The sequence below is a fragment of the Providencia sp. genome, assembly GCF_052096715.1.
In the GTDB taxonomy this organism is placed as follows: Bacteria; Pseudomonadota; Gammaproteobacteria; order Enterobacterales; family Enterobacteriaceae; genus Providencia.
Window position 1 is genome coordinate 327,939 of record NZ_JBQDNB010000001.1, and the last position, 15,340, is coordinate 343,278.

At 36.2% G+C, this 15,340-nt stretch carries 15 protein-coding genes; 8 read left to right on the forward strand and 7 right to left on the reverse strand.

Features of this window, described 5'->3' with window-relative positions; genetic code table 11:
* The first annotated feature begins 95 nt into the window (after positions 1-95).
* On the forward strand, positions 96-662 hold the full coding sequence (satP, locus tag ACTH6U_RS01470) for an acetate uptake transporter (RefSeq protein WP_294350725.1): 567 nt from the start codon (positions 96-98) through the stop codon (positions 660-662).
* Positions 663-741: 79 nt separating this feature from the next.
* On the opposite strand, the gene mog is transcribed toward satP, so the two are convergent.
* Positions 742-1,326 carry a molybdopterin adenylyltransferase gene (gene mog, locus ACTH6U_RS01475; protein ID WP_441831420.1) on the reverse strand — a complete coding sequence of 195 codons (585 nt, stop codon included), beginning with the start codon at positions 1,324-1,326 and terminating at the stop codon, positions 742-744.
* A gap of 224 nt (positions 1,327-1,550) precedes the next feature.
* Positions 1,551-2,504, reverse strand: a complete 954-nt coding sequence (gene tal, locus ACTH6U_RS01480; protein ID WP_294108296.1) for a transaldolase — start codon at positions 2,502-2,504, stop codon at positions 1,551-1,553.
* A gap of 387 nt (positions 2,505-2,891) precedes the next feature.
* Between tal and yaaA the strand changes: the two genes are divergently transcribed.
* Positions 2,892-3,668, forward strand: a complete 777-nt coding sequence (gene yaaA, locus ACTH6U_RS01485) for a peroxide stress protein YaaA (RefSeq protein WP_294108294.1) — start codon at positions 2,892-2,894, stop codon at positions 3,666-3,668.
* 253 nt (positions 3,669-3,921) lie between these two features.
* Positions 3,922-4,917 (forward strand): aldo/keto reductase, encoded by a 996-nt coding sequence (locus ACTH6U_RS01490; RefSeq protein ID WP_294108292.1) that lies wholly within the window; start codon positions 3,922-3,924, stop codon positions 4,915-4,917.
* A 152-nt stretch (positions 4,918-5,069) separates the two neighbouring features.
* On the opposite strand, the gene ACTH6U_RS01495 is transcribed toward ACTH6U_RS01490, so the two are convergent.
* The 5 genes from ACTH6U_RS01495 to ACTH6U_RS01515 are packed head-to-tail and all read right to left on the reverse strand — an operon-like array spanning position 5,070 to position 11,694.
* Positions 5,070-5,471 carry a DUF411 domain-containing protein gene (locus tag ACTH6U_RS01495; RefSeq protein WP_441831421.1) on the reverse strand — a complete coding sequence of 134 codons (402 nt, stop codon included), beginning with the start codon at positions 5,469-5,471 and terminating at the stop codon, positions 5,070-5,072.
* A 48-nt stretch (positions 5,472-5,519) separates the two neighbouring features.
* Positions 5,520-8,657 (reverse strand): CusA/CzcA family heavy metal efflux RND transporter, encoded by a 3,138-nt coding sequence (locus ACTH6U_RS01500; protein ID WP_441831422.1) that lies wholly within the window; start codon positions 8,655-8,657, stop codon positions 5,520-5,522.
* Positions 8,658-8,660: 3 nt separating this feature from the next.
* Positions 8,661-9,929, reverse strand: coding sequence for an efflux RND transporter periplasmic adaptor subunit (locus ACTH6U_RS01505; RefSeq protein ID WP_294108286.1), 1,269 nt, complete (start codon positions 9,927-9,929; stop codon positions 8,661-8,663).
* A 17-nt stretch (positions 9,930-9,946) separates the two neighbouring features.
* Positions 9,947-10,303 (reverse strand): copper-binding protein, encoded by a 357-nt coding sequence (locus ACTH6U_RS01510; protein ID WP_294108284.1) that lies wholly within the window; start codon positions 10,301-10,303, stop codon positions 9,947-9,949.
* 11 nt (positions 10,304-10,314) lie between these two features.
* Positions 10,315-11,694: an efflux transporter outer membrane subunit gene (locus tag ACTH6U_RS01515; RefSeq protein ID WP_294108282.1), complete on the reverse strand. Its 1,380-nt coding sequence runs from the start codon at positions 11,692-11,694 to the stop codon at positions 10,315-10,317.
* Positions 11,695-11,883: 189 nt separating this feature from the next.
* On the opposite strand from ACTH6U_RS01515, the gene ACTH6U_RS01520 reads away from it, so the two are divergent.
* From ACTH6U_RS01520 to ACTH6U_RS01540, 5 genes are all read left to right on the forward strand, one after another.
* Positions 11,884-12,567 (forward strand): heavy metal response regulator transcription factor, encoded by a 684-nt coding sequence (locus ACTH6U_RS01520; RefSeq protein ID WP_294108281.1) that lies wholly within the window; start codon positions 11,884-11,886, stop codon positions 12,565-12,567.
* Positions 12,560-13,951: a Cu(+)/Ag(+) sensor histidine kinase gene (locus ACTH6U_RS01525; RefSeq protein WP_441831423.1), complete on the forward strand. Its 1,392-nt coding sequence runs from the start codon at positions 12,560-12,562 to the stop codon at positions 13,949-13,951. The genes ACTH6U_RS01520 and ACTH6U_RS01525 overlap by 8 nt, the downstream gene beginning before the upstream one ends.
* 102 nt (positions 13,952-14,053) lie before the next feature.
* Positions 14,054-14,521, forward strand: coding sequence for a hypothetical protein (locus ACTH6U_RS01530; protein ID WP_294108279.1), 468 nt, complete (start codon positions 14,054-14,056; stop codon positions 14,519-14,521).
* 275 nt (positions 14,522-14,796) lie between these two features.
* Entirely contained in the window at positions 14,797-15,021 is a 225-nt protein-coding gene (locus tag ACTH6U_RS01535) for a hypothetical protein (RefSeq protein WP_441831424.1), read from the forward strand.
* Positions 15,022-15,075: 54 nt separating this feature from the next.
* On the forward strand, positions 15,076-15,340 hold a 265-nt coding region (locus ACTH6U_RS01540; RefSeq protein WP_441831425.1), incomplete at its 3' end, for a hypothetical protein.

Consider the following 15,340-nt stretch of genomic DNA (forward strand, 5'->3'; position numbering starts at 1 on the left):
GCAGCCAAAACTGCGTATGATTCGCCGCCACCGCCAATTTGGTGGAATTAACATTTTATATCTATTTGAATTTTATATATTTTACCAGAGGTTATATGCACTCCAGCTCTCTTGCAAATCCAGGTCCACTTGGTTTATTGGGTTTTGGTATGACGACAATCCTGCTGAACATTCATAATGCAGGCTTTTTCCCTCTCTCATCAGTTATTTTAAGTATGGGAATTTTTTATGGTGGTATTGCTCAATTTATTGCTGGACTTATTGAATATAAGAAAGGAAATACATTTGGTGCAACGGCGTTTACCTCTTACGGTATGTTTTGGCTATCCTTAGTGGGTCTACTATTTTTACCTACTATGGGATTAGCTGAAGCCACCGATCCTGCGTTCTTGGGTATTTACTTAATCGTTTGGGGCATTTTCACCTTCTTTATGTTCCTAGGTACTTTCAAAGCTAACTTTGTACTGCAATTTGTCTTTGGCAGTTTAACCGTGCTATTTGCACTATTAGCTATCGGTAATTTAACCGGTAATGCGATGTTATTAAAAATTGCAGGCTTTGAAGGGATTATCTGTGGTGCCAGCGCATTCTATTTAGCAATGGCTGAAATATTAAATGAACAATACGGCAAAACTATCCTGCCAATTGGTCAGCGCAGTTAATTATCTGACTAAATAATATCATTCGAGTTGCAGGCTAGCGGTGACAAACCATTGACCTGCAACTTTAATGTTTAGTATGTTATTCAACATCCCGAATTGCCGATTTTGGTCTGAAAGCTTTAACTATCGATGGGTCAGTTTCAATATATGGACCATCAAGTAATTGAATACAATAAGGCACACTAGCAAAAATGCCTGAAACGACCACATTACCTTCTTTGTCTTTTAAACCTTCTAACGTTTCTGCGATGGCTTTTGGTTGCCCCGGTAGATTCAAAATCAATGCTTGATTACGAATAACACCCACTTGGCGAGATAAAATCGCTGTTGGCACAAATTTTAAGCTAATTTGACGCATCTGTTCACCGAAACCTGGCATTTCACGATCAGCGATAGCCAGTGTTGCCTCAGGTGTCACATCGCGGCGTGCAGGACCCGTTCCCCCCGTCGTTAAGACTAAATGGCAGGCAAACTCGTCAACTAACTCACACAATGTTTGCTCTATCAAAATTTGCTCATCAGGGATTAGGCGAGTTTCAATACGAAAAGGTGTTGTCAGCGTTTTTGCTAACCATTCTTCCAAAGCAGGAATGCCTTTATCTTCATAAATACCACTTGAAGCACGATCAGAAACCGAAACCAGACCTATGCGCAGTTCATTCATACAAACCTCAAAAAATTAATCATCAGAAGCCGTTTATGTTGTCGCTATATGAGATGGAATTATGAATAAACGGGTGTCATATCATAGCATAATGAGGGCTCGGTTACAGTGTGGCATTGCTTAAATATTTGAATTGAGAACTTAATCAATATCGCTAATTTAATAAAAAAGACATAAAAAAACCCAGTCACGTTGAACTGGGTTTTAAAGAAAAGATGACAAAATTACAGCAGAGCTGCGATCATTTTCTCAAGTTTTTCTTGGTCAACAGCAAATTTGCGGATACCGTCAGCCAGTTTATCAACAGCCATTGGATCTTGATTATGCTGCCAATAGAATTCAGATTCCGTTAACTTAGCTTCTGGCGCTGAAGTTTGACCTGCATCAGTGAGTTTACGAACAATTTCACCTTGTGATTCAGACAGTTCTTTCAGTAAGTTTGGCGAAATTGTTAGACGGTCGCAACCGGCCAGTTCAATAATCTCACCAACATTACGGAAGCTTGCGCCCATGACCACAGTTTTGTAACCGTGCGCTTTGTAATAGTTATAGATTTCAGTGACTGAAACAACACCCGGATCTTCTTGTGGTGCAAACTCTTTTTTATCTGTGTTTGCTTTATACCAATCAAGAATACGACCAACAAATGGAGAAATCAGGTAAACGCCAGCTTCAGCACAAGCACGCGCTTGAGCAAAAGAGAATAATAGCGTTAGGTTACAGTTGATACCTTCTTTTTCTAGCTTCTCAGCAGCACGGATCCCCTGCCAAGTCGACGCCAGTTTGATCAAGATACGATCATTGCTGATACCCGCTTCATTGTACAGTTTGATCAAATGACGTGCTTTTGCAATACAAGCTTCTTCATCATATGAAAGACGAGCATCAACTTCAGTTGAAATACGGCCTGGAACTAATTTAAGAATTTCCAAACCGATGTTAACTGCCAGTTTGTCACAAGCATCAACAACTTGTTGTTCACGATTATTGCTTTGCTTACGCGCCCATTCTACCGCTTCATCAATCAATTTACGGTATTCTGGAATTTGCGCCGCATTCAAGATAAGCGAAGGGTTAGTTGTCGCATCTTGTGGCTTATACAGCTTCATCGCTTCAATGTCGCCAGTGTCAGCAACAACTGTTGTTATTTTACGTAAGGAGGTTAGTTTATCGGTCATTTCTTTAATCTCGTTGTTATACCCGTCATGCTTCAAGCTGTAAGCGTACTGGTTTAGCATTAGCCTATTGGCATCATGCCCATTCATTACTGACCCTATAACTCGAACTACTCGGTGTATATAAAGGAATTGAGGCTAACGCCGCACCGTTCAATGATAATATCACGCATCTAGGTTGCTGCAAGTGAGGAAATACAGTCAAAGGCAACTATTTGATTGGCAATCGGTTTCGCACCCTGATTTAAAACTGAATCCATTAAGCAAAATGGTTATCTTGATGTTAGTAAAGCAAATAAAAGAAATTGATTCTACTTATTGCATCAATTAGCTATTTCAGATGAATTTTTGCTACAGTAAAGAAAATAATTATTTTATAAGGCTAAAGTCATGCTTATTACTCTTTCACCGGCTAAAACATTAGACTACGAAAGCCCTCTTGCGACCCATAAATTTACTCAGCCTGAATTACTAACCGAATCAGAACAGCTGATTAAAGTCTGCCGCAAACTAGCTCCCGCAGATATTGCTAGCCTAATGAAAATTAGTGATAAGCTTGCTGGACTCAATGCCGCTCGATTTGGAGAATGGCAGACAAACTTTACCCCAGAAAATGCGCGCCAAGCTATTCTAGCTTTTAAGGGCGATGTTTATACTGGCATGCAAGCAGAAACTTTTTCTGTTGCAGATTTCGATTTTGCCCAAAAGCATTTACGTATCCTTTCTGGACTATATGGGCTATTACGCCCACTAGATTTAATGCAACCCTACCGTTTAGAAATGGGAATTCGCCTTAAAAACACGCGAGGCAAAGACTTATATGAATTTTGGGGCGATATCATTACTAACCAATTAAACCAATCACTTGCAGATCAAGGTGACCAAATTTTAGTGAATCTTGCATCTGATGAATATTTTAAATCCATCAATAATAAAAAGCTCGATGGTACGATAATTAAACCCGTATTTCTCGATGAAAAAAATGGTAAATATAAAGTCATCAGTTTTTATGCAAAAAAAGCACGCGGCTTAATGAGTCGTTTTATTATTCAAAATAAACTCACCAAAACAGAACAGCTCTCTGATTTTAATTTAGAAGGTTATCAATTTGATGAAAGCCAATCTAAAGGAAATGAGTTAGTTTTTACTCGTACCGAACAAATTTAAAATTTCGATTCATTTGAAGTATGGGTATTCAGACATATGGATACCCAGCCGTTACAAGCGTTCTCATGATTTTTCCATCACAACTCACACATTAATGATGACGTATCTATTTAATGAAAAATTAGCATTGATTCCTCAGCTGATTTCTTGTGCTTATGACAATATAGTTGAGATCTTTATAGCCATGTTTTAATCACAATATTTTGGTAACAACATAGCTAAAGTTTTCTATCAATAATTTAAGGGGTGAAATATGCCTTACGTCGCATCATCTCATCGTTATACTGATATGGAATATCGTCTGTGCGGGCGCAGTGGATTGCGACTACCTCTCATCTCATTAGGACTATGGCATAATTTTGGCGATAATAAGCCTATCGATAATTGTCGAGCTATGCTTAGACACGCCTTTGATTTAGGGATCACCCATTTTGATCTCGCCAATAACTACGGCCCCCCACCTGGATCCGCTGAAAGTAAATTTGGCCAAGTTTTACAGCAAGACTTTCTTCCTTATCGCGATGAAATGATCATTTCATCTAAAGCTGGCTATACCATGTGGGACGGACCTTATGGTGATTGGGGAAGCAAAAAATATTTAATCGCTAGCCTTAATCAAAGCCTAAAAAGAATGGGGCTCGACTATGTGGATATTTTTTATCACCATAGACCCGATCCTAATACACCTTTAGAAGAAACAATGGGTGCGCTCGATTTAATTGTACGCCAAGGTAAAGCGCTCTATGTCGGAATATCTAATTATCCAGCCGATATTGCGAAAGATGCTATTAGCATTCTGAATCAGTTAGGCACCCCTTGCCTAATCCACCAACCTAAATATTCCATGTTAGAGCGTACTCCAGAAGAAGGACTACTCGATTTACTGGAAGAAGAAGGCGTGGGTTCCATCGCGTATTCACCGCTTGCGGGGGGTATTTTGACCGATCGTTACCTCAATGGAATTCCTGCTGACTCAAGAGCTGCGGCTAATCCCGCATTGCCTCCCGAAAGGCTGACATCAGCAGTTTTATCCAAAGTTAAAAAACTTAATGAATTAGCCTTAAATCGTGGTCAAAAGCTCAGTCAAATGTCATTAGCATGGATACTGCGCCATGACCGAATTACATCCGTGCTCATTGGTGCAAGCCGTATCAGCCAAATTGATGATGCTATGGGTATCATAAAAAATCGTGAATTTAGCCAAGAAGAACTCAAAGCAATTGAGCTAATTCTAGAAGATACGATTTAAATTCCAAATAAGTGCCCCCACAACACGAAGTCTGACGGGTTAATTCGAGTTATAGCTAAGCGGCAAATGAAGACATCTTGGGGAGCATACACCAGTATGTGACCCAAGGGGCTGAGTGAAGCCAACACCCCTACAACTCGAAGTATGACGGGTTAGAACGTTATGACAGAATAACTCTGCTTAAACCCACTAACCTGCTCCATGCCTAAACTCCCCGCAGGCATACCTGGTACAGATATCCCTGTAATCTCTTTTGGCAGGAATTCTATTGATGTTAGGCTACTTGCTGGCACATGCCCGACGATAATTTTGCCTTTATATTTTGCTATGTGGCAGCTACGTAAATTATTGGGAACCTTTAATTCATCATTGAGCTTATTTAATTCTTCATAGCTAATTTCATTAACGACTACATTGTAGCCTGCCTTTTGAATGCCTTCGCCCCATAATTGGCAACAGCCACAGTTTGCATCTTTATATAATTGCACGGTACTGGCTTGTGAATATGCGGAGAATGACAATAACAGTATTCCGCTTAAAATTATCTTTTTCATTACTATTTAACCTTATTCAATAATAAAGGGATTATCCCCATTAAAATGTTATTTTTTATTTCTAGACTGGCAAATTAGCTTATAGGCAGCTGGAATAATAAATAGTGAGAGCAATGGTGCAGTTATCATTCCGCCAACCATTGGCGCTGCAATTCGACTCATAACCTCGGAACCAACACCTGTACCTAATAATATAGGTAATAGACCTGCTATAATTACCGCAACCGTCATCGCCTTTGGTCTCACCCTTAAAACAGCCCCTTCATATAACGCATTATCTAATTCTTTATTTGATAAATGATTAATATTCATAGCTTGTTGTTTATCTTCTATCGCGTGTCTTAAATAAATCAACATCACCACACCAAATTCAGCGGCGACACCCGCTAATGCAATAAATCCCGTTCCGGTTGCAACAGATAAATGAAAGTTCATCCAATATAAAAACCAAACACCACCAACCAGAGCAAAAGGTAAACTTAATAAAATAAGCAATGCTTCACTAAAGCGTCTAAAGGCTAAATAGAGCAGTACAAAAATAATCATAATAGTTGCAGGAACCATTAACATAAGTTTTTGATTAGCGCGCTCTAATAATTCAAATTGCCCCGTAAATGAATAACTCAATCCGGCTTTCATTTGAATATTTGATTTAATCGCAGCATCAATATCTGAAATTACTGAAACCATATCCCGACCACGCGCATCAATATAAATCCAGCTTGTAGGGCGTGCATTTTCAGTTTTCAGCATTGGTGCGCCCATTTGTACAATAACTTCGGCTACATCTCCTAAGACAATCTGTTGCTTATTTGGTGTCAAAATAGGGAGCAAACGTAAAGCAGAAACACTATTTCGATAATCTTGAGGATAACGAATACTAATTGGATAACGCTCAATTCCCTCGACTGTTTCCCCTATCATTTCGCCGCCCGTTGCCATTGAAATATAAGCTTGTACATCGCTAATACTCATTCCATAGCGTGCCGCTTTTTCTCTATCGATTTTGACATCAATATAGCGACCACCGACCAACCTTTCGGCTAAAACAGACACGACACCGGGAACCAATTTAGTTACTTTTTCAATTTCCTGCGCTAACGCATCGATTTCGTTGAGATCTTTGCCTGATACCTTAATACCAATTGGACTTTTTACCCCTGTAGATAACATATCAATACGATTTCTAATTGGGGGTACCCAAAGATTTGCTACGCCAGGTAAACGCACTGTTTCATCGAGCTCATCAATAATTTTGTCTAGTGTCATTCCTGGGCGCCACTGATCTTGTGGCTTTAATCTAATGGTCGTTTCTATCATTTCCATTGGCGCTGAATCTGTCGCCGTTTCTGCTTTACCCGCCTTACCAAATACCGTATCCACCTCAGGAATGGTTTTTATCAGTTTATCTGTATTTTGTAGCAAAAATGCGGCTTGAGCGGGCGATACACCCGGTAATGTCGAAGGCATATACAATAAATCACCTTCATTAATTGATGGAAGAAACTCACCACCTAAATGCTTCAAAGGCCATATCACGGTAAATAGTGAAAGAAATGCAACCAATAATGTCGTTTTTGGCCACGCTAATACTTTCAATAAGATGGGACTATATGCAGAGATCAAAAAACGATTAATCGGATTCTTGTTTTCATTTGGAATTTTGCCACGTATCCAATATCCCATTAAAATAGGAATAACAATCAACGCGAGAGCCGCCGCCCCTGCCATAGCATAGGTTTTAGTAAAGGCTAATGGTCCAAATAAGCGTCCTTCTTGACCTTCAAGGGTAAAAATAGGAATAAAAGATAATGTGATAATAAGTAAACTAATAAATAATGCAGGCCCCACTTCAACTGCGGAGTCGGTAATTAATTTCCAACGCTGTGCATTATCTAACGATTTTCCTTCATTTTCATATTGCCACTTTTCTAACTTTTTATGCGCATTCTCTATCATTACAATAGCAGCATCGACCATGGCACCGATTGCAATCGCAATCCCGCCAAGCGACATAATGTTTGCATTTATACCTTGATAGCGCATCACAATAAAAGCAATAAATAACCCTAATGGTAAAGATATTATGGCAACCAATGCAGAGCGAAAATGCCATAAGAAAATAGCACAAACTAATGCGACCACAATAAACTCTTCAAGTAACTTATAGCTTAAATTATCAATTGCATTATCTATCAAAATACTTCTATCGTAGGTGGTCACGATTTCAATGCCTTCAGGTAAGCTGGCACTTAAATCTTCAAGTTTTTGTTTTACATCTCGAATAACATTACGTGCATTTTCACCTGAGCGTAATAAAATAATACCGCCGACAACTTCACCTTCCCCATTGAGCTCAGCAACCCCTCGACGCATTTCTGGGCCTTCTTGGACTCTCGCCACATCCTGTAAATAAATAGGTATGCCGCTTTGCGCTGTTTTTAGGTAAATTTTATTAAAATCATCCATTGACTGAAGATAGCCACTGGCTCTTACCATATATTCCGCTTCAGCTATCTCAATAGATGAGCCTCCCGCTTCTTGGTTCGCCATTTCGACCGCTTGCTTAATCTCAGGAAGTGTCACTGAAAATTGCGTTAACTTTAATGGGTCAATAATAATTTGATAGGCTTTTACCACGCCACCGACTGTTGCCACTTCGGATACATTAGGTAATGCTTTTAATTCATACTTTAGGAACCAATCTTGTAAAGATCGTAATTCTGCTAAATTATGTTTTCCTGTTTTATCAACTAATGCATATTCAAATATCCAACCTACCCCCGTAGCATCAGGGCCTATTGATGCCACCGCACCTTTAGGTAATTTGGATTGCACCTGATTTAAATACTCAAGAACCCGTGAGCGCGCCCAATATAAATCGGTGTTATCTTCAAAAATCACATATACATAAGAGTCACCAAACGCGGAAAAACCTCTTACTGTTTTAGCGCCAGGCACTGATAACATTGTCGTTGTAATCGGATAAGTAACTTGATTTTCCACTAATTGTGGGGCTTGTCCCGGATAGGTGGTTTTGATTATGACCTGTACATCAGATAAGTCGGGCAATGCATCAACCGGAGTATTTCGGATACTCCAAATCCCAGCTATCACTAGAAATACCACCCCCATCATAACGAGAAAGCGATTAGCGACCGACCGTCTAATAACCCATTCCAACATAATCTACCCCTGAGCTTCATGTGATGAATGATTAACAGGAACCACTTCATTTTGTTGTGCATTCATTCTTTCTAAAGCACCTGCAATATTCGCTTCAGAATCGATGAGAAATATTCCTTGGGTCACAATACGTTCCCCAACTTGCACACCATCAGAAATAGCGCTCATCTGTTTAAATTCATTAATCATGCGAATTTTCTTAGGGATGAATTCGCCATTTTCGCCAATGGCAATGACATGCTGCTCAGTCCCCGAATCCACAATAGCTTGTGAGGGAATTAGCATACTTTCACTACCTTGCGCGATCAGATTTAAATAAGCCGTCATACCCGGTTTTAATAAATTAGTTTCATCGTTAATTTCCGCTCGAATATTAATTGTTCGGCTTGTAATATCCGCACTCGGTAATATCACCCAATTATTCACAACAAATTTATGAGTTGGATAAGCAGGAATTGAAACTGAAAATTGAACATCTTTATTCAGTAATTCAGCTACCGATTGAGATATAGAGGCATTAATCCACAATGGATTAGTTCCTTGGACTTGAGCAATGACACCTTCTTTAGTTACATTCATCCCTTGTCGTAAATTTAGGGCTGTGATAACGCCAGATATCGGTGCTTTAATGGTAAATCGAGTTTGTACTTTCCCCGTTTTAATAAACTGTGTAATTGCGCCCTCTGGCATACCATTTAAACGTAGACGTTCTAATACACTATTAAGATTTTTTTGTGAGGCATCCATTTGGTTTAATGCAAGATATTCACTTTGCGCCTCAACCCAAGCCGGCATCGTTAAATCTGCAATTGGGGCACCTTGTTGAATTCGCTCACCCATTGCTATCGGATAAATTTTTTCAACAAAACCATTTTCCCTTGCCTGAACAACAGCATATTGATGGTCGTTAAATGCAACTTCAGCAGGAAATGTTAAGTCATAGTTTAATTTTCCCCACTTTACCTCAACAGTTTTAAGACCCAAATTTTGAGTTTGTGCTGGATTAATCGTAATACCTTTCGTATTGATAGATGAACTATTTTCATCTTCATACTTAGGAACTAAATCCATATCCATAAAGGGTGATTTTCCCGGCTGATTAAATTTTGTATTGGGATACATCGGGTCATACCAATATAAAACAGTGCGCTCTTTAATTTCTGTTTGTTCTGCTTTTTTTTCAACTACAAAAAAATAACGATAAAGAAATATTGAAACTGCACTTGATAGAATAACAACCAAGAGTAACTTAACCAGATTAACTAGTGACATAACATCTCTCTATCTATTTAGTTTTTCTTTTCAATGGATTTCAATAACGAAATATTACCCTTTTGAGAAAATGAGAATTTTAATTCGTCATTATCACTGAGCCCATCAATCATACTGTCATCTTCATAAGTAAATCGCATTGTCATCGGTGGCCAGCCAATACTCTCTATAGCCTGATGATTTATTGTTAATTTTTTATTTTCTCTATCTATAGAAACTAATTTACCTTCTGTATGAATAATCGGTTCTACTGTTTTTTCAGGATAAACACCATGGTTATGTTCAAGTGTATTTGAATATCCTACAGAGGTAAAAAATACTGATGAAAATAATGTAATAGAAATTATAAATATAGACTTATTTAATTTTTTCATTTTAAACCTTGTTATTTTATTAATCCGCCACCAAGTGCAGAGAATAAATTAATTTCATTCTTCTGCTGTTCTATTTCTAACAATAATAAATTTTGTTTACCCGTGAATAAATCTCTTTGGGCTTCAAGAACATTAAGATAGCTTAAACCACCGTAGTGATAGCTTACTTGCTTTTGAGCTAAAATATTATTCAACGTATTAACGTAATCGATTTGTGATATGAGCTGTTTTTTCATACTTGATTTTAATATCAATGCATCTTTAACTTCTCTAAATGCTACTTGAATACTTTTTTCATAATTAACTATCGCTTTATTTTTTCTAATATTGGCTAATTCTAAGTTTTTGGTATTTTTACCACCGGTAAATATCGGTAATGTGATTTTAGGAATAAAATTCCAAATACCATTAGAAGAATCAAATAGGCCAGATAGAGAGTCGTTACTATTTTCTATCCCAGTATTAAATGAGATTGAAGGAAAAAAAGCGGCTCTTGCTACACCAATATTGGCATTCTCTGAAAGAATGTTTTGCTCTGCGGCCATCACATCCGGGCGTTCGAGTAAAATTTCAGAGGGAATATTTTCAGGAACAGTTATAAGTACATAGTTTAATGTCTGTGAGTTGAGTTTATCCGTATAATCATTGGTTAAAAAATCAACTAAGTTCTTATTTCTAAGGATCTCACTCTTAACCTTTTCAATTGTAATATCAATAGCCTGAACTTGCCCTTTAGCCTGCTCTAAATCAGAAATATTGGCATTACCTGCAATCACCTTTTGCATGACAATAGATTGGCTATTTAAGTAGTTCTTTTTTGTCTCTTCTGAAATAATGAGCAGCTGTTGATTATAAATAACATCAAGATAGGCCTCTGCCACTGTTTTCATCGTAATAATTTGCGTTGCTCGATTCATTTCTTTTGATGCTAAAAATTTGGCTTTATCTGCTTGCGTCAAATTTTTTATACGTCCAAAAAAATCTAATTCGTAGCTGATATCAACACCTGCACTGTATTTTTTTCCTAATGTAGAGCCATTATTCAAACCTTTACTATAATCACCACTCATAGAGGACATAATTTGTGGATATTGTTCAGATTCAGCAATACCAAAACGCACTCTTGCTTCTTCAACCTCTAAAGCTGTTAGAAACAAATCATTATTTTTTTCAAGCGCTAACTGAATTACCTGCTGTAGTTGGGTATCTACAATAAAATCCTTCCAACTAGGAATAGATAATTTAACGTCAAAACTCTCAACAGATGAATTTTGATCTTGTGCTAAGCTATTGGGAACACCTAGATCAGGACGTTTATATTCAGGAGCAAGTGAAACACATCCACTTAAAAATAGAGAACTGACTATTAATAATATTTTGGAAGAATACATAGTATAGCCGCGCCTCAATGTTTATTTGTGTATCGCCATTTGAATATTCCTTATTTGTATATCGCTAGTGTAAAAAGAACATCCTGTTAGATTAGTGACATGAAAATGACAAATTTGTCATTTTACATTTCATCGGTTCAATGCTTAGAATGAGAGTGTCCATATTACTGGCTAAGCTTTGAGGCTACCGTGAAATTACTTATTGTCGAAGATGAACATAAAACGAGAGAATATCTTTCCAAAGGTTTAACTGAATCTGGCTTTATTGTTGATGCTATTGAGAATGGGATCACAGGCCTTCATATGGCGTCTACAGAAGAATATGATTTAATTATTCTTGATGTGATGTTGCCAGATATTAATGGTTGGGATATTGCTAAAAACCTACGTGTAATAGGTAAAAACACACCAATATTAATGTTAACTGCATTAGGTAATGTTGAGCATAGAGTCAAAGGTCTGGAACTTGGTGCTGATGATTATTTGGTCAAACCGTTTGATTTTTCAGAGCTGTTGGCACGTATAAGAACATTATTACGCAGAGGTAATAACAACATCCAAAAAACACAATTTACCATTGCTGATTTACATGTTGATTTAATTAAAAGACGAGTTACTCGGGCAAATGAAAAAATAAACCTAACGAGTAAAGAATTTTCACTATTGGAATTTTTTGTATTACATCAAGGTGAAGTATTATCTCGATCTCTTATTGCATCCAAAGTTTGGGATATGAATTTTGATAGCGACACCAATGTAATTGATGTCGCAGTAAAACGTCTGAGATCAAAAATTGATCTTAATTACGATCCTAAATTGATTCATACTATTAGGGGCATGGGCTATTTACTTGAGATCCCACAACATGAATAATATATTCAAATCTCCAGTTTCAATATCTGCACGACTTATTTTTCTGATTAGTATCGCTCTTTCCTTCGCGCTATTACTATTTAGCTGGATCATGATCAACTCTGTTGTTTTGCATTTTAAGCAGCAAGATGAATACACACTAAATCAAATGAATCTTACTATTAGTAGTTTACTAAGTGAAAGTATTGATTCTGAAAGTGAACACTTTACTCGAATCAAAACCATCATTAATGAACATCAAGATATTATTGTATATCTCGTTGATAACGAAGGTAATGAGTTAATATCTCCAACTGCTAATACTGATATTATTACACAATTAAAGAACTATGACCCAATTAAAGATAATGCGGATGAATATCTAGAAGACTACAGGTTATCCGAATCTTTTATTGATGTAAGTGCTGATAACCATAACCAAAAAAAATATCGATTAGTCACAGCTCTTTCATTAAACTTTCATCATGACTATCTTAATTCTTTAATAAACAGCTTAATCATCAGTGCAATTTTGCTATGCCTGTTTACTATATTCGTCGTTTATTTTTTAGTCATCAAAGGATTAAAACCCCTTAAAGACGTGAGTAATAAAATAAAAACGGTTACCTCTGAAAACTTGAGTATTCGTTTAGATCCGACAGCAGTACCGGCAGAATTAAAGCAATTAACACTTTCATTCAACGAGATGTTAGTCAAAATTGAAGATGTTTTTGTTAGGCAAACAAATTTTTCTGCCGATATCGCTCATGAAATGCGAACGCCAATCACTAACTTAATGACTGAAACACAAATTTCATTGAATAAAAATCGAACTAAAGAAGAGTTAGTTGAAGTGCTTTATTCAAACTTAGAAGAATATAACCGACTATCACGCATGATATCTGATATGCTTTTTTTAGCACAAGCTGATGATAATATGTTAATACCAGAAAAAAAATTAATTAATATAAAATCAGAAATCGAACTGATTTTTGATTATTTTGAATTTCTTGCTGAAGATAATGAAATTAAATTAAAATTAATGGGCGATGCTCAACCCATATTAGCGGATAAAGATATGCTAAGAAGAGCAATAACAAATTTATTATCTAATGCTATCCGCTATACTCCTAAAGGGGATACAATTAGCATTAATCTAACTAATATTAATAATGGTATAGAAATTATTATCAGTAATCCGGGCCATAAAATCCCAGTGGAACATCTACCCAAACTTTTTGACCGATTTTATCGTGTTGATAAATCAAGACAACGTAAAAATGAAGGCAGTGGAATTGGACTTGCCATTGTCAAGTCAATCATATTAGCGCATAAAGGCTCTATTAAAGTATCTTCTGATGATTATTCAACGCGATTTACCTTATTCATTCCTAATATAAATTAAAATAGTAAAATGGCAATTTTGTCATTTTACTGTCAGTATTAAGACAGAGATTAACCCTTATTATAGTCACAACAAAAATTACTTTACTTAATAGGGTTTATTATGAAAAAGATCATCTTCACACTAAGTTTAATCATGAGTACTGTCAGCATCGCTAATGCACAATCAAATATAGAGATGCATAAAAATGCAGCTACCGCATTAAGCTTTACGGAGAACAACACCTCTGCTTCTAATCAAAATTCAATCAAGAATCATTTAATACAAGCCGGTGTCGATGTAAAAAATAACATTAGCTCAGGTGTGCCTTTTTCACAGCTTGATATTAATGAAAAAGCTGCCGTTTCATTCAGTTTTTCACAAAATAATACCTCGCCGTCTATGAGTAAGATGATCAATGATCATCAAAAAAAATCATCTAGTTATACTAAAAATCAACAACAAACGGCAAAATTATTTGCTGATATGAATGAACATGAAAAAGCTATCGTCATGTTAACTTTTAATAAAAATAGTGCATCGTCAACTATTAAAAATGATATTAACAATCATTTAAAACAAATAAAATAATTATCTCACTATAAAAGCCATACTATTTTTCAATATGGCTTATTTTCATATTAATCATACATAATCTTATTATAAAAAATACAATAAATCATTAATCAAAAAATTTAAATTACGCATATTAAGTTAAAACCCATAGATAATTTATATTATTATTTTATAGTTAACTCCATACAAATTTAATTATCCATTGACATCAATCACTCATTGATTATCTCAGTCTTTAAATTACAATTTCCATGCAGTTTATTTATTCACTTAAAACCAAAGGAAATTATATGCGTAAATCATCTATTATCATGGCAACTTTATTTTTTCCAATATTAGCATCTGCATCAGCTATTCAATATAAAACTACCACTCAATATACTGAGCTAACATCAATTCAAACCCCAATTGAATACGTTAATTATAACGGAAATGGTGGTAATGGTGGTAATGGTGGCCATGGAGGAAATGGTGGTAATGGTACCAATGGAGGCAATGGTGGTAATGGTAAATAGGTAATCATAATATTAAATATTTCCCCCTTCAATGAGAAGGGGGATGGAGGAACTATGACTTATAAACTAACCTTTTCAATTAGCATTTTATTCATTGCATTAACTCCCACATTTAGTTACTCACAACACTCTTTTAATATCTCATTAAATTGTTCCAAATTTAATAAAATTATTATTCATGAAATTAAAAACAACAAATTATGCAAACTAATAAATAATCGTCATTTTTATTCAAAAACATCTAATAATGGCAATAATGGTACAAATGGTACAAATGGTACAAATGGTACAAATGGTACAAATGGTACAAATGGTACAA

Bases quoted from the DNA above. Each gene is read 5' to 3' on its own strand.
- ACTH6U_RS01495 (WP_441831421.1), bottom strand. From the start codon at position 5,471: ATGAAAAAGATAATTTTAAGCGGAATACTGTTATTGTCATTCTCCGCA.
- ACTH6U_RS01500 (WP_441831422.1), bottom strand. From the start codon at position 8,657: ATGTTGGAATGGGTTATTAGACGGTCGGTCGCTAATCGCTTTCTCGTT.
- ACTH6U_RS01515 (WP_294108282.1), bottom strand. From the start codon at position 11,694: ATGTATTCTTCCAAAATATTATTAATAGTCAGTTCTCTATTTTTAAGT.
- satP (WP_294350725.1), top strand. From the start codon at position 96: ATGCACTCCAGCTCTCTTGCAAATCCAGGTCCACTTGGTTTATTGGGT.
- ACTH6U_RS01490 (WP_294108292.1), top strand. From the start codon at position 3,922: ATGCCTTACGTCGCATCATCTCATCGTTATACTGATATGGAATATCGT.
- tal (WP_294108296.1), bottom strand. From the start codon at position 2,504: ATGACCGATAAACTAACCTCCTTACGTAAAATAACAACAGTTGTTGCT.
- ACTH6U_RS01505 (WP_294108286.1), bottom strand. From the start codon at position 9,929: ATGTCACTAGTTAATCTGGTTAAGTTACTCTTGGTTGTTATTCTATCA.
- mog (WP_441831420.1), bottom strand. From the start codon at position 1,326: ATGAATGAACTGCGCATAGGTCTGGTTTCGGTTTCTGATCGTGCTTCA.
- ACTH6U_RS01510 (WP_294108284.1), bottom strand. From the start codon at position 10,303: ATGAAAAAATTAAATAAGTCTATATTTATAATTTCTATTACATTATTT.
- yaaA (WP_294108294.1), top strand. From the start codon at position 2,892: ATGCTTATTACTCTTTCACCGGCTAAAACATTAGACTACGAAAGCCCT.
- ACTH6U_RS01525 (WP_441831423.1), top strand. From the start codon at position 12,560: ATGAATAATATATTCAAATCTCCAGTTTCAATATCTGCACGACTTATT.
- ACTH6U_RS01530 (WP_294108279.1), top strand. From the start codon at position 14,054: ATGAAAAAGATCATCTTCACACTAAGTTTAATCATGAGTACTGTCAGC.
- ACTH6U_RS01535 (WP_441831424.1), top strand. From the start codon at position 14,797: ATGCGTAAATCATCTATTATCATGGCAACTTTATTTTTTCCAATATTA.